The organism is Nonomuraea sp. NPDC003707 (assembly GCF_053587055.1).
In genome coordinates, this window is record NZ_JBSFNK010000057.1 from 15,557 (window position 1) to 29,256 (window position 13,700).

Annotated in this window: 16 protein-coding genes; 14 read left to right on the top strand and 2 right to left on the bottom strand. The window is 67.9% G+C overall.

Annotation, left to right across the window (positions count from 1 at the left end; genetic code table 11):
• Nucleotides 1-282 precede the first annotated feature (282 nt).
• The gene (locus tag ACWDRB_RS61860) at nucleotides 283-1,143 is read right to left on the bottom strand and encodes a phosphotransferase (RefSeq protein ID WP_449911262.1); all 861 of its coding nucleotides are present in this window, start codon (nucleotides 1,141-1,143) and stop codon (nucleotides 283-285) included.
• A 324-nt stretch (nucleotides 1,144-1,467) separates the two neighbouring features.
• On the opposite strand from ACWDRB_RS61860, the gene ACWDRB_RS61865 reads away from it, so the two are divergent.
• The 10 genes from ACWDRB_RS61865 (at nucleotide 1,468) to ACWDRB_RS61910 (ending at nucleotide 8,546) form a co-directional block, all read left to right on the top strand.
• Nucleotides 1,468-2,037: an ArsR/SmtB family transcription factor gene (locus tag ACWDRB_RS61865; RefSeq protein WP_449911207.1), complete on the top strand. Its 570-nt coding sequence runs from the start codon at nucleotides 1,468-1,470 to the stop codon at nucleotides 2,035-2,037.
• Nucleotides 2,038-2,379: 342 nt separating this feature from the next.
• Complete coding sequence (locus tag ACWDRB_RS61870) at nucleotides 2,380-3,150, top strand: class I SAM-dependent methyltransferase (protein WP_449911208.1); 771 nt, start codon at nucleotides 2,380-2,382, stop codon at nucleotides 3,148-3,150.
• Nucleotides 3,151-3,434: 284 nt separating this feature from the next.
• Entirely contained in the window at nucleotides 3,435-4,226 is a 792-nt protein-coding gene (locus ACWDRB_RS61875) for a DUF6461 domain-containing protein (RefSeq protein WP_449911210.1), read from the top strand.
• 40 nt (nucleotides 4,227-4,266) lie between these two features.
• The gene (locus ACWDRB_RS61880) at nucleotides 4,267-4,644 is read left to right on the top strand and encodes a hypothetical protein (protein WP_449911212.1); all 378 of its coding nucleotides are present in this window, start codon (nucleotides 4,267-4,269) and stop codon (nucleotides 4,642-4,644) included.
• Nucleotides 4,645-4,683: 39 nt separating this feature from the next.
• On the top strand, nucleotides 4,684-5,424 hold the full coding sequence (locus ACWDRB_RS61885) for a hypothetical protein (RefSeq protein WP_449911214.1): 741 nt from the start codon (nucleotides 4,684-4,686) through the stop codon (nucleotides 5,422-5,424).
• A 320-nt stretch (nucleotides 5,425-5,744) separates the two neighbouring features.
• Entirely contained in the window at nucleotides 5,745-6,359 is a 615-nt protein-coding gene (locus ACWDRB_RS61890; protein WP_449911216.1) for a TniQ family protein, read from the top strand.
• Nucleotides 6,360-6,989: 630 nt separating this feature from the next.
• Nucleotides 6,990-7,355, top strand: coding sequence for a hypothetical protein (locus ACWDRB_RS61895; protein ID WP_449911217.1), 366 nt, complete (start codon nucleotides 6,990-6,992; stop codon nucleotides 7,353-7,355).
• Entirely contained in the window at nucleotides 7,355-7,534 is a 180-nt protein-coding gene (locus tag ACWDRB_RS61900) for a hypothetical protein (protein WP_449911219.1), read from the top strand. Before ACWDRB_RS61895 ends, ACWDRB_RS61900 begins: the two co-directional genes overlap by 1 nt.
• The gene (locus ACWDRB_RS61905; protein ID WP_449911221.1) at nucleotides 7,531-7,746 is read left to right on the top strand and encodes a hypothetical protein; all 216 of its coding nucleotides are present in this window, start codon (nucleotides 7,531-7,533) and stop codon (nucleotides 7,744-7,746) included. The genes ACWDRB_RS61900 and ACWDRB_RS61905 overlap by 4 nt, the downstream gene beginning before the upstream one ends.
• Nucleotides 7,743-8,546: a molybdopterin cofactor-binding domain-containing protein gene (locus tag ACWDRB_RS61910; protein WP_449911223.1), complete on the top strand. Its 804-nt coding sequence runs from the start codon at nucleotides 7,743-7,745 to the stop codon at nucleotides 8,544-8,546. The genes ACWDRB_RS61905 and ACWDRB_RS61910 overlap by 4 nt, the downstream gene beginning before the upstream one ends.
• 156 nt (nucleotides 8,547-8,702) lie before the next feature.
• On the opposite strand, the gene ACWDRB_RS61915 is transcribed toward ACWDRB_RS61910, so the two are convergent.
• Nucleotides 8,703-9,233: an HD domain-containing protein gene (locus ACWDRB_RS61915; protein WP_449911224.1), complete on the bottom strand. Its 531-nt coding sequence runs from the start codon at nucleotides 9,231-9,233 to the stop codon at nucleotides 8,703-8,705.
• A gap of 232 nt (nucleotides 9,234-9,465) precedes the next feature.
• On the opposite strand from ACWDRB_RS61915, the gene ACWDRB_RS61920 reads away from it, so the two are divergent.
• The 4 genes from ACWDRB_RS61920 (at nucleotide 9,466) to ACWDRB_RS61935 (ending at nucleotide 13,695) form a co-directional block, all read left to right on the top strand.
• Complete coding sequence (locus ACWDRB_RS61920) at nucleotides 9,466-10,380, top strand: phosphate/phosphite/phosphonate ABC transporter substrate-binding protein (RefSeq protein ID WP_449911226.1); 915 nt, start codon at nucleotides 9,466-9,468, stop codon at nucleotides 10,378-10,380.
• Nucleotides 10,377-11,135, top strand: a complete 759-nt coding sequence (phnC, locus tag ACWDRB_RS61925; RefSeq protein ID WP_364262024.1) for a phosphonate ABC transporter ATP-binding protein — start codon at nucleotides 10,377-10,379, stop codon at nucleotides 11,133-11,135. Before ACWDRB_RS61920 ends, phnC begins: the two co-directional genes overlap by 4 nt.
• Nucleotides 11,135-12,904, top strand: a complete 1,770-nt coding sequence (gene phnE, locus ACWDRB_RS61930; RefSeq protein ID WP_449911264.1) for a phosphonate ABC transporter, permease protein PhnE — start codon at nucleotides 11,135-11,137, stop codon at nucleotides 12,902-12,904. The genes phnC and phnE overlap by 1 nt, the downstream gene beginning before the upstream one ends.
• Nucleotides 12,905-12,975: 71 nt before the next feature.
• The gene (locus ACWDRB_RS61935) at nucleotides 12,976-13,695 is read left to right on the top strand and encodes a GntR family transcriptional regulator (RefSeq protein WP_449911228.1); all 720 of its coding nucleotides are present in this window, start codon (nucleotides 12,976-12,978) and stop codon (nucleotides 13,693-13,695) included.
• The last annotated feature ends 5 nt before the right edge of the window (nucleotides 13,696-13,700 follow it).

Below are 13,700 nucleotides of genomic sequence, written 5' to 3' on the forward strand. Positions count from 1 at the left end.
AGATGTCTGGGGCTCTTGCAGATGTCAGTACGGCACACGAGTTGTCAGTGGACTTGGCAGTGGGCCATCGGGGATGGCAGTAGACGCGTGTACGGCAGGAGGTTCAGCCCGTGTGAGGCTGTGAACGATAGATGGCCGTTGAGAGCGATAGGTGGCCACGATGGGCGGGGCCATCACCCAGTCATTGCGACCCCCAGCTACAGGTGGCGCGCATGGGGTTGCAACGGCGACGGTAGCGTCGCTTGGTTCCTTGCCGCTTTCACACGTGACCTTCGGCGATTTCTACGGACCATCCAGTCGCCTGGTGACCGTGTCGAGTGTCGGCCAAGGAGGACCCTTGCGCAGCGAGCGCAAGAATTCCTCTCCGAATCGCCGCCCGTTCGGAAGCTGGTCGCCAAGTTCCCAACGCCAGGCTGCGACCATCGCGAGAACGAGCTGCCGACACTCGTCCAGCAGTCCTTGGTCAACGTTCGGATAGTGCTCGCAGACCGACTCGGGGACATGGGCGAGATCGAACTCGACGGGTCCACGGCAGCATGTCTCAAGGTCGATGAACAGCGGGCCGTCCTTCGTGCCTAGCACATTGCCTGGATGCGGCTCGCCGTGCAGCAGCTGCTCTACGGCGCCGCGGTCCTCGATCGCCCGTCGCAGGCTTCCCAGTCTGGTGCTGAGGAACGCGCGGTCCGCGTCGGCGAGCTCTGGCGAGAGATTCGGGTTGGCAACGACGTCTTCCGCCCCCGCGATGCGATCCGTGAACCGCGGGCTCGGCACGTCAACCTTGCGCATGCCGACGTGCAACTGCTCCAGCGCCTTGGCGTAGTCGACTGGTGAGGTGTGAGGTGTCACGGGTTCGTAGTAGGTCCACAGCGTCACTCTGAAGCCATCGCGCGTGTACACAAGTGGGTCCACCCGAGGGTCCAGGAGGCCCGTCGGGCATCCGACCTGGGCGAGCCGTTGAGCGAGCTCGACCTCAAATTGTGCAGCCTCATGTCGCACGGGGGCGACCCGGGCAAGGACGTCGCACGGCGTCAGCCGCAGCGCCAGCCTGTTCGAGTTGTGGAGAACGATTGCGTCGCCGGCCGGCAGGTCGAGCGATGCGGCGACCGAAGTCGCTGCCGCGATCGCGCGCGTGATGTCGGTCATCTCCACCCTCGAATCTTGGCATAGATGACCGAGGACGGTGCCAACCAGCCTGGCCAGGTGCCAACTATCGTGGGTCGATCGGATGGCCCTGCGGAACGGATCCCCACCCTGGACGATCGCCGAGGCGTTAGGGCTGGATGTACGCGTGTCGAGCGACGGGCCGGCGAAGGCATTCGACCCTGGCAAACCGCCTCAGCCGCCCGGGCATCCCTGAAGCGAGTACGGGCATAACAGTTGATCTTCAGCTCCGCACGCCACGACCACGGTTTCAAGATCCAGTAGGTGTCTTGAGTATCTTTACCTGCTGGTCTTACCGTCGTGACCATGCGCCAGATCGACGACGTGGACGTGCTCAAGGTCATGACCAGCCGGTTCCGGATGAAGCTCTTCAGCCTCCTGTTCCGGATCGGCCCGGTCACGGTGAGCGAGCTCGCCAGGCGGATGGAGGCCGACCCCGGCCAGGTGAGCTATCACCTGCGGCAAATGCAGCCATATGGGTTGGTCGAGGACGTGCCGGAGCTCGCCCGGGACAGCCGGGAACGCTGGGTGCGGGCAGCTTTGAGCGGATGGGCCTTGGTGAGGGACTTCGAAGCCCCGGAGGCCAGAGCCGTGCTGCAGGCGTGGACTTCACAGTGGGTGATCGACCAGTTCGAGCGGCTGCGTGACTTCGAACGCACCCACATGACGCTTCCCGAGGAATGGCAAGAGGCGTCCTTTGGAGGCAGCCACCACCTACGGCTCACCAGGGATGAACTCTGGCAGCTCGCCGAGCAGCTCAACGCCGTGTTGCAGCCATGGCGCGAGCGGACCAAATCGCGCGTCGAATCAAGCGAGTCTCCACCGGATACACGCCCGGTTTTTATCTTCTACCACGCGTTCCCCGAAGAGCCCTGAGGAGCCTTCCATGTCTTTCATGCATGAGGAGTGGGGCCGCGCTCACCTCGCTGAACAGCAAGCCGAGGCCGAACGATTACGCATGATCCCGCCGCACTCACGCAAGCGCGTTCTTCTACGCCTCCGCGGTCGGTTCGCGGTCACCCTCCGCCGCCTCGCCGACCACCTCGAACCTTCCTGATGCTCCTGAGGTCGCCGGGCCATTGACGCCGAGAGGCTCCGGCTTGCCCAGCCTGGGGCATCTGACCGTCGCGTGGTCCCTGCGCGGACCAAGAAGAACGATCTTCGGCCGACTGCCGTCAATGTCGATGACGCGAGCGCCGCCGAGACTACTGGGCCAAAATGGCCCGCATGTCTACCATGCCCGAAGATCACGTTAAGACCGCAAACCCCTCCCCACTCAACGACTACGACAGGATGGCTGAGGGTTACGCGGCCGAGAACGAAACCAGTCTCCTCAACGCGTACTATGAGCGGCCCGCGATGCTGGAGCTTGCCGGGAATGTGGCCGGAAGGCGCATCCTCGACGCCGGCTGCGGCTCGGGTCCCCTGTTCGCCGAGCTGCGCGATCGAGGCGCCATCGTGACCGGCGTCGACGCGAGCGCCGGGATGCTGGAGCAGGCCCGGCAGCGGCTGGGCGCCGACGCGGATCTGCAGGTCGCCGACCTGGCCAGCCCGCTGCCTTTTCCCGACGAGGCGTTTGACGACGTCATCGCGTCGCTGGTGCTGCACTACCTGGAAGACTGGGGACCGACACTGGCCGAGCTGAGACGCGTGCTGAGGCCTGGTGGCAGACTCCTCGTCTCGGTCGACCATCCTTTCAGCGTCGTTCTCTTTCAGCACATGGCGGGGGAGAAGCCCAAGTACTTCGAGACCCGCAGCCGGACTGAAGAATGGGTCATGGGTGGGCAGGCCGTCCAGATGAGGTTCTGGAACCGGCCGCTGCACGCGATGACCGAGGCCTTCACCGCGGCGGGCTTTCGCATCAGCGTCATCAGCGAACCGCCGTTTGTGCCGGAAGCCCGCGACCTGTTCCCCGAGGAGCTCCGCGAGTTCGAGCCCACCCGCACGAGGTTCTTGTGCTTCTTGTTCTTCGTTCTCGAAGCCAGCTAGGCGCCTCGTAACGATCAATTGTGGTGACTGAGCGTTTTCAGCGGGCGATTCCCGAACTGAAGCGCTCAGTCACACTGCTCAAACCGCTTGCCCTCTGGGAACCAGGCGCGCCTCATCACCTGCACCCGCCCGAGACCGTCGAAGACCTGGACTTGCCCGAGGCAGCGCTGCTCCTGGCAGGCGAAGGACTACGCCCCTGGGAGAGGGTTACATCTCCCCAGGTCGGGCCCGCCGGGAGAAGCGCAGGGCAGACAGGGCATCAAACCTATCGGTAGTTTCTGATCATGTCCGATGCCGACTTCACCCCCCTCCGCGTCACCTACCGGACGCCCAAGCTCGGCCGCACCCAGATCCAGGACTGGGCGAGAGCGAACGGCTATCCGGTCAGTGAGCGTGGCCGGATAGCTCCAGAAATCACCGAGGCCTTCTTCGCCGCCCATCCCGAGATCCTCGAGCAGGCGAGCACGTTCGAGATGGTCCGCGCCACCGCGAGAACTCCCGGCGCGTCGCCAGAAGATTACGGGTGGGAAAAAGGCAGCGGGCTCGGCGACATCTACACCATCGTCTTCGTCCGCGGGCTCGACGAGCATGAGGTGCTTCGCCGGATCGGGGCCGCAGACGACGACATTCGGCTCATCACGGACGAGGACTACTCTCAGCCGGAAGGGCCGGAGATCATCACCGTGAGGCGAATCGAGGACTGGACGATCGCCATCGAGGACTGCGGCTGGCGAGCCTCGCACATGGAGGCCCTCTGCCCTCTTTCCCGCGACGGCGGACAGGCGGTGGCGGTAATGCGACATGATTACGCCGCCCGGCACCGTCTTGCCTACGCCGTCGACGGCGCATACCTCACCGACATCGACCCGACCTTCCCCAGACGACGGCATGGCGCAGATCCTGACCGGCTCAATCGACACCTTCGTGAGCTCGGCATTGATCCAGCTGCCGATGACCGCATCGAGAACGCCATCCCGGCGGCCCTGGCAATTGCCAGTCGGATCACCAATGTCATGATCACCCCACAGCACCTGCGCCGCCCTGCCCTTGGCGCCGCCATACCCGGGGCCTACTGATCACCTTGACCACCCTTCGTGATCTCGGCACCATGCCGACATGAGTGCTGGCCTGATCATGGCGATGCCTCTCCGCCAGTGGGGGCTCATCGACGCATCCATGGACAACGACGCCAGCGTCGAAACAGTGAACGGCAATCGCCGACGGGCCGACCTCGCGCGCAGCATCCGAAGGGCCGGTCGGGATCAGATCGCCCACTGGACACCGGGCGTTCCGGGCTCCGGTTCGTGGCCGCCGCCGGACGAGATCGTGAAACCCAAGCTCACGATCGCTCAATGGCTTCTCACGACCGACGTCCTCGAACGCTGGGCCGCAGCCGCCGATCGCACCGGGCGTCATGACACAGCCGCGCAAGAACGCGAACTCCGGGAGCTGATCATCTCGCGGCTTCGAGCACACGGCGTTCAGACTCACTGAAGTCGCCGCAACATGCTCACCAACAGGAGGAACCAAGGGATGAAGCAGGTGCCACACCCCGACCGAGTGGTATTCGTTGACTGGCATGGCGTGCTTTCCTGCGATCCCTTCTGGGCGTCCATCCGAGACAACGCCCGGCATCCGCTTCACTCGCAACTCGTGGAGAGCCTTGTGCGGATCTTCACGGGCGAGGGGGCCCACGCCTGGATGAAGGGCCAGGTGTCCTCCGCTCAGGTGATCGCAGGCATGGGCATCAAGCTGGACCGCCGGTTCCGCGACGACTTCCTCCAGCGCCGGCTACTGGCCGACTGCGCCCGGATGCGGGTCAACGTTCCGTTGTTCGAGATGCTCCGCGAGCTCAAGACGAGTGCGTCGATCGTCGTGTCCACCGACAACGCGGACTGCTTCGCCGACACTTTCAGGCGGGTACGCAAGACCCAGCGCCCAGCTGGCCACCGTCCGGCAACGTTGGCCGAGTGGGCCTTCGTCTGCGACGACATGATCTGTTCCAGCGACGTCGCAGTGCTCAAGAGCGAAGGTATCGTCCACTTCTTCGGACCTTGGCTGAGCCGGCACGGCATGTCCTTCCAAGACGCGCTGCTCATTGATGACTCAGCGAACAACTGCGCCGCCTTCCGAGAGCGGGGAGGAACCGCTCTGTGCTGGAGGATGGGCGCCGACGACATCACCGACGCCGCAACCGCGCTCAGCCGATGGCTCGACGGGTCTGCCGCATCCGAACTTTCCTACGCTGCCGCTCGCGGTGAGGAGAACAGATAGAGACACCCGTCTGGAGGCTGCGCCGGCAACTTTCGGCCAGACACTTCGCAGCCTGGAGCTATTGCCCTCAACCCACGCACGCATGATCTTCGGCTGGGTACTGTCAACCTCGATGACGCGAATGCTGCTATTTCGACGCCCGTCGAAATAGCAGTGCCCAGGTCAGCCGCAGGCCTCACTGTCATGTTCAGTGGCTCCAGACAGATGTTGTCTGGCGGCCTTGAAGACGACAGTCCGTCACGGCAACTGGAAGTGGACATGGAAGTGCGCAATCGGAGTTGGCAGTAGCGGCGTGTATGGCAGGAGGTTCGGCTCTGGAGATGGCGACGGTCTGGCTCCGTCGGCTGGCGTTGGTGGTGGCACCAGCGTCCGGCGAGTCGTTCGCGTCGTGGGTTGATCGGATGGCCCTGCGGAACGGGTGTCCGCCGTGGGCGATGGTCGAGGCGTTGGGGCTGGATGTACGCGCGTCGAGTGACGTCCGTTCACTGGCCTACGGCGTCGTTACGACGCCGGAGACGTGCAGGGCGATCGAGGCTGCAACAGGTGTGAGCTCCGAGGTCGTGCGTGGGATGCACTTGGAAGTGTTTGACGGCTCGGTCCTGGATCTGGCAGGTGTCCGCGTGGGCGACAGGGAGTCAGTCCGCCGGGCAGAGGGCCGTGAGTGGGTGCAGTTCTTCGGCAACCGGGCATGCCTGGCGGCTTCGGGCGGAGTGTGGCTGGCCTGGTGGAAGCTGGGCTGGGCCACGGTTTGTCCGAGCATAGGACTCTGCTGGTGGATCTCTGCCCGAGATGCCGCGTTTCCGTGCGACGAGGTCCCGCCGGCCAGCCTGCGCGTCTTTCTCGCTCACGAATGCCGGCCCCGTTGCGGTGCGGCGCGCTTCTCAGCGGGGCCGTATGCGATCAGCCGATCCCGCAGATCAGCACGAGCTCGGTGAGTAGCAAACTCGCTGATCAGCAACAACTCGTGCTTGAGGTGGCGATGCACCGCCGGCCTGCGCTGATCGCGGGCCAGATGGTGAGTGCCGGTCAGCGGTTCGCGGTCTTGAAAGCGACGGCGATGCTGGTCCGGCTTGGGTGCCGGAGGTTCTCCCTCTGTTGGATGTGACTCTGGATGGTCAGGGCGCGCTGGCCGCAGAGGTTGGTGGACAGCGGTGGAATCGGGCGGGGCCCGTGGACCACTTCGGGATGGCTCCGCGAACGGCGTTGGTAGCTGCGGGACTGCTGGCGGTGGCTTTGGAGGTGGCCGCGGCGGAAGGGGAGTCGGAGCCGGTGGCCCGGTTGATGCCGCTGGCCGCCGCCGCGCGGATGAGATGGAAGGAGCGGCGGCCAGATCTGCCGACACAGGGGGCTCTGCCATCGGTTTTCACAGCAGCCTTGGATGCCGTGCTCGGTGGGCAAGCTCGCCGGCAGTGAGTGGGCCAACGGGGTGGCCTGACGTTGGCCCGGAAAGTGAGGACGAAGTCAACTATGGGGCGCTAACGTGACCTTCGTCACATGATTCTTTGCCGCATGCCGACGCTCTGGATGAATGCGAGCCGCCGCTTCTTACTGTCTCGGGAGGCGCGATGAAGGCTGCCGACCTGCAATTACGCAGCGTCCCGGTCCGCTTTCTGCATCCGGACTGGCAGGAAGAGCAGCGCTCGCTGGAAGATGCCGCCTGGGTGGCCTTCGAGAACTGCGGCGCGATTCGGCGGATCCCGCACCGGGCTGATCAGGCGCACACGCCGAGCACGCACTGGTTCTCCACGACGAACTGGGTGATCGAATGCGAGTCGTATCTGGAGAGCGTCTGGATGACGCTGTTGGATTTCGACCCCGAGGTGAGCGGCTTCTCCGGCCAGCCGATGCAACTGTTCGGAGTCGATGATCGCGGCACCTGGAAGGCCACGCCTGACTGTTCGTCCGCCGGCTTGACGGCTTGGCGACGGTGATGGAAGTGAAGAATCCCGCCTGGCTGGGCGATGCGAAGGTGAAGGCGACCGCTGAGCGGGTCGCGGCCTGCTGCGCGCTGGCGGGCTGGGATTGTCAGCTGGTCGGCGAGCCGCCCGGGCGGCAGCGCACGATTAACGTGCTGGCGTTGGTGGGCTGCGCCGCGAGATGGTGGGGGTGAGCGACTACCGCGCGCAGCTGCTGGCCCTGGCCGGTGAGCCGGTGCCGCTGGGGCAGTTGATCGGCTTCACCGCCGAACCGCTGGTGGCCCGAGCGGTCGTGCTGCCTCTGTGCTGGACCGGAGAACTGACGGTGGACCTGACCCGGCTGCTGGAGGACACCAGTCTGGTTCAGGCCACTGCGGTGAGCAGGGGCGCTGGGGCGCGGCAGTGAGCGGAGGCGGCGAGGCATCCGGTCGGCGGCTGGTGATGGGCGCGTGGGTGTGGTTCCACGACGAACGCCACCAGGTAGTCGGTCAGAGCGGCAGTGAGGTTCACCTGCAATCGGCCGGTGGGGTGTGGACGGCGATCTACATCGCGGCCTTGATGGCGGCGCCCGGGTTTCGGCTGGTCGGCGAGAGCCCTGCCGAGTCGGTCGCCTTTGCCGTCGACGAGGTCAGCATCGGCCGCGGTCGCATCCACCGGACGGGATCGCCCGAGCGCGGCGAGGCCTACACCGACATCCTCGTCGCGCACGGGCTGACGGAGCTCAGCGCCCACGGCGCCAGCACCCCGGCCGACTCGCGGGAGCTGGGCCTGGCGCCCGCGGGACCCTTCGGCGCGAAGTTCGTGGAGGTGCGGGTCGACCCGGATCTCGGACTGCTGCGGGTGGCCAGGGTCGTCTCGGTGATCGACGCAGGCCGCATCCTGAACGAGAAGACAGCCACCAGCCAGATCATCGGCGGCACGGTCGGCGGCATCGGCATGGCCATGTTCGAGGAGACGGTCACCGATCCGGGATCCGGGCGCATCGCCAACGCCACCTTCGGCGACTACCTGATCCCCGTCAACGCCGACATCCCCGACATGCAGGTGAGCTTCGTCGGCCGGCCCGACAGGTTCAACCCCGTCGGGGTCAAAGGCGTCGGCGAGATCGGCCTCGTCGGCATGGGCGCCGCCATCGCCAACGCGGTCCACCACGCCACCGGCAGGCGCATCCGCTCGCTACCCATCACGATCGACAAGCTCTTCTGACGGGTAGATGCGCTCGAAGGCGCTCTTGTCCGGGCGGCTCTCGAAGCCGACATACGCCCGTCGTTAGCCGCCCCACCCACCGACCGCAACTGAATCAGCGGGGTTACCGGCGCCGGCTCAACCGGCAAGGGCCCTCGTACGGGGGATCGCTGAGCTTCAGCCGCCCATCACCCGTTCGTACGCGGTGATCAGGTCGTCCATGGGCAGCACCGGGCCCTGAGGGTCCTTGGCCAGGTCGTCCCACAGGCGGAGTGAGATCGCGTCCGCGTGCCACGGGTGAGACTCGAACGCCGCGACCTCCTCTCCCGACATCGGCCCGCCCTGGGCGCGCAGCGAGCGCACCGACGCCGGGCTCAGCGTGTCATGGTAGGACGGGTCCACCGCCACCAGGTACCGCTTGGCGGCCACGTGCTGCTCGATCGTCCAGGCGGAGCGGGCGGTCAGGTGGTCGCGGGCGTAGGTGGCGCCGGCCTGCTCGTGCGGCATCCCCCGGTGCCGCTCGGCGACGGGGCGGGCGCGGCCGACGTCGTGGAAGGCGGCGGCCAGGACCAGTTCGTCGTCGGCCGCGGCGGCGGCGGCGTGGGCGGCGGCCTGGAGGGCGTGGGTGCGCTGGTCGACCACCTCGCCTCCGTACGGGAGGCCGGCGAGGCCCTCGAAGAGGCCGACGAGCTCATCGCGAGAAAGCATGACCTGTCCTCCTTTATGGGGATTTGTCGCAACTGCGCCATGATGGGTCGCTCCGGATGACCTTCCGTTGACCAGTTGGTGAACATGCACCTCCGGTGCGGCGACGGGCGGGTGGGTTCGCTCCGAGTTAACCCCTCGGTTCGTGCATCGTCAGACGTGTCTGACCCGGACATCACTGGCGGCGAGCAGCGTGGCGAGCCGGATCTGGTTCCACACGCTCGGAGATCTCACTGTGAAACGTTCCCTGACCGCCCTGGTCGTGCTCGGCGTCCTCGCGACGGGCTGCTCTTCCGCCAGCGGCAGCACCGGCGGCGACGTGCTCCGGTTCGCCGCCGTGCCGGTAGAGCAGAACATCGACCCCACCGCCGAATACAAGGACATCATCGCGCTCATCGAGAAGAACACCGGCAAGAAGGTGGAGTTCGTGCGCTCGACCGACTACAACGCGGTCATCGAGGGCATGGTGTCGGGCAAGATCGATCTGGCCGAGTTCGGGCCGCTGTCGTACGTGCTCGCCAAGAGCAACGGCGCCAAGATCACGCCCATCGCCTCGATGGTCGAGAAGGGCGGCACGCCCACCTACCAGAGCTACGGCATCGTGCCCGCCAACAGCAAGATCACCGGAATCGACGGGTTCAAGGGCGCCAAGGTCTGCTTCGTCGACCCGGGCTCGACCTCCGGTTATCTCTTCCCGAGCCAGGGCCTGCTCGGCGCGGGCATCGACCCGAAGACCGGCGTGCAGCCGATCATGGCGGGCGGGCACGACAACTCCGTGCTGTCGGTGGCCGCCGGCAAGTGCGAGGCCGGGTTCGCCGAGAACGCCATGGTCGACCACATCCTCATCGACAAGGGCAAGCTCAAGGCCGGTCAGGTGAAGGTGGTGTGGAAGTCGGCGCCGATCCCCATGTCGCCCGTCGCCATGCGTGACGCGCTGCCCGCCGACGTGAAGGCCAAGCTGGTGCAGACCTTCACCAAAGACGCCACCAAGGACCGTCTGGTGCAGCTGGGCATCTGCAAGGACGAAGCCTCCTGCCGGGTGACGGCCGACTCCTCCGTCTGGGGCTTCCAGACGGTGAGCGATGCGACCTTCAACCCCGTACGCGAGGTGTGCGCGGCCACCCATAACGACAAGTGCGCCACGGCATGACGGCGGTCGTACGGACGAAGGGCCTGGTCAAGACGTTCGGCGTGGTGAGGGCGTGCGCGGGGATCGACCTGACCGTGCGGCGCGGCGAGATCGTCGCGCTGCTCGGCCCGTCGGGCTCGGGCAAGTCCACGCTGCTGCGCCACCTCAACGGCCTGGCCCGGCCGGACTCGGGCGAGGTCGAGGTTCTGGGCGTCGACGTGGTCGACGCCAGGGGCGCCGAGCTGCGGGCGCTGCGCCGCCGGGTCGGGGTCGTCTTCCAGCAGTTCAACCTGGTCGGACGGCTCACCGTGATGGAGAACGTGCTGCACGGCGCGCTGGGGCGGGTCCGCGGCCCCCGGTACGGCATCGTCACCTGGCCCAGGTCCGTACGGGCGGAGGCGCTCGAACACCTCGACCGGGTCGGGCTGGCGGAGCGGGCCTACCAGCGGGCCGGGAGCCTGTCGGGCGGGCAACAGCAGCGCGTGGCCATCGCGCGGGCCCTGTTGCAGCGCCCCGAACTGGTGCTCGCCGACGAGCCCGTGGCCTCCCTCGACCCCGAGACCGCCGCCTCGGTCATGGACCTGCTGGTACGGGTGTGCCACGAGGACGGGCTGACCATGGTGTGCACGCTGCACCAGATCGAGCTGGCGTTGCGGTGGACGCGGCGGGTGGTGGGGCTGCGGCTGGGGGAGATCCGGCTGGACGAGCCCACCGAACTGCTCGACGCGGTGCGGTTGCGGGGGCTGTACCTGTCCGACCCCGTGACGATCCCATGATGGCCCAGGCGACGACCGGCGCCCGGCCGTCCCGGGACAGGCCCAGGGTCTCGCCTCGGAGAACGGCCGCCGGCGGCGGTTCCGGAGCCTCAGGAGGAGGAGCAGGAGGAGGCGGAGGCGGGGCCCCGCGACCGGGCCGTGGTGGCGGAGGAGCGGCGAGCGGGGCAGGGGGCCGGCCGCCGCGCAGTGCCCGGCGCCTGGCGGCGTGGTCGTTCCCGATCGTCTTGGTGACGCTCGGAGTCGTCGCGCTCCAGCACCTGGGCGTCGGGGTCGGCGGGATGGTGGCCGGGTTCGGCGAGGTCGCCGGGCTGCTGGCCAGAGCCTGGCCGCCGACGATCAGCGATCCGGCCACGACGTTCATCCACATGCTCGACACGCTCTGGATGGCCGTCGCCGGAACCGCGCTGGCCACGCTGCTGGCCGCCGTGCTCGGTGTCCTGGCCGCCGCCCGGGGCGGGCGCGCACCGGCCAGGGCCGTCAGGTCGGTCGCGCTGGGCGTGATCGTCGCCTGCCGGGCCGTTCCCGACATCGTGTTCGCCGTCTTCTTCGTGGCCGCGATCGGCATCGGCCCGCTGCCCGGCGTGCTGGCGCTGGGCCTGCACTCGGTGGGCATGCTGGGCAAGCTGTTCGCCGAGGCGGTCGAGCATGCGGACGCCGGCGTGCGCGAGGCCGTCGCGGGCACCGGCGCCGGGCCCGTCCAGCGGCTGCTGGCCGGGGTGTTGCCGCAGGTGGCGCCCGCCTGGATCGCGGCCATCCTGTACCGGCTGGACATCAACTTCCGCGGCTCCGTGCTGCTCGGCGCCGTCGGCGCGGGCGGCGTCGGGCTGGATCTGAAGACCGCGTTCGGCTTCACCGACTACCGGGAGGCGACCGGCATCGCGCTGGTGACGGTGGCGGTCGTGCTGCTCGTCGAGACGGTCTCGATGGCGCTGCGCGGGCGGCTCCTGGGCGCCGAACGCGGTGTGGCATTGCCTCCCGTACGCGGGCAGCGCGTGCCGTGGACCCGGTCGAGGCTGGCCGCGCACCTGGCCGGATGGGGCGCGCTGGCGCTGGCGGTGACGGCGTTCTGGCGGGTCGGCGCGAGCCCCGCCGCGCTGGCCGAGGCGGCGGCGGGCTCCGTGCGGGCGTTCGGCGACTTCTTCCCGCCCGACTTCGCCCCGGTCGCGGACCTCCTCGGCGGCGGCCTGCTGGAGACGGCCTCGATCGCGCTCGGCGCCACCTTCCTCGGCGTCCTGGCCGGCATCCCGCTCGGCCTGGCCGCCGCCCGCGCCGTCGCCCCCAACGCCGGTGTACGGCTGGCCGCGCGCACCTTCCTCGTCGGCCTGCGCTCCATCCCCGACCTGCTGCTGGTGCTGGTGTTCGTGGCGGCGTTCGGCCTCATGGACGGCCCGGTCGCCGGGACGCTGGCGCTGGCCGTCTTCACCACCGCCCTGGTCGCCAAACTCGTCTCCGACGATGCCGAGGAGCTGCGCGCGGGGCCGCGCGAGGCCGCACTCTCGGCCGGGGCGCGGCCGGTCCAGGAGCTGACCGTGGCCGTGTTCGGCCAGCTCACGCCCCGTCTGGTGGCCACCACCCTGTACGCGCTCGACGTCAACCTGCGGGCCTTCTTCATCCTCGGCATCGTCGGCGCCGGAGAGCTTGGGTACGCGCTCAGCCAGCACATCAGGGCACTCAACCACGACGTGGTCACCGCGATCGTGCTGCCGGTGTTCGCGCTGGTCCTGGCCGTGGAGGCGGTCTCGGCCGGGCTCAGATCCGTTCTGCGTTGATGACCTGTGCGCTCGTGCGGCGTCGCCCGCCGTTCACCTCCTGGTCGGGAACGCGGCCGAGGCTGCTTGTCATGACAAGCACGCAGCGCTACCTGGAGATGGCCGACATCCTGGAGGCGGAGCTGGCGCACGTTCCCGTGGGAGCGCAGGTGCCGAGCGAGCACGTGCTGGCCGAACGTTTCCAGGTCAGCAGGCCGGCCGCCCGCGCCGCCCTGCAGGAGCTGGAGCGGCGGTTGCTGGTGCGCCGCGTCCAGGGTGTCGGCACCTTCAGGCGCGGACGCGTGGAGTATGTGATCTCCGGCCACTTCCCGCCGTCGTTCAGCGAGACCGTGCGGCTGGCGGGCGCCGAGCCGGGGGCCCGGCTGATCAGCTGCGGCGTCCGCCGGGCCGTCGAGCAGGAACGCTCACGGCTCGCCCTGGCCACCGGCGCGGCCGTGTGGACGGTCGAGCGGGTGTTCAGCGTGAACGGCGAGGTCGCCGCGTACGCCACCAGTGTCCTGCCCCGGCGCCCCCTGCTGAACCTGGACAGGGAGCTCGGCGACGGTGTCTCCCTGCACAAGGTCCTGCGCCGCCGCTACGGGCTCACCGTCGTCCGCTCTCGCTACCGGATCAGCCTCGATGTGCCCCCGCAGGGCATCGCCGAGCACCTGACCGACGGCAGCCGCGGCCCCGTCTGGCTGGCCGAGAGCGTGAACCGCGCCGTCGGCGGCCCGTACGTCGAGTACGCCCGCACCTACCTGCGGCCCGACGTCCTCGACGTCACCTTTGAGATCGAAGAGGAAATGCATTGACCGAC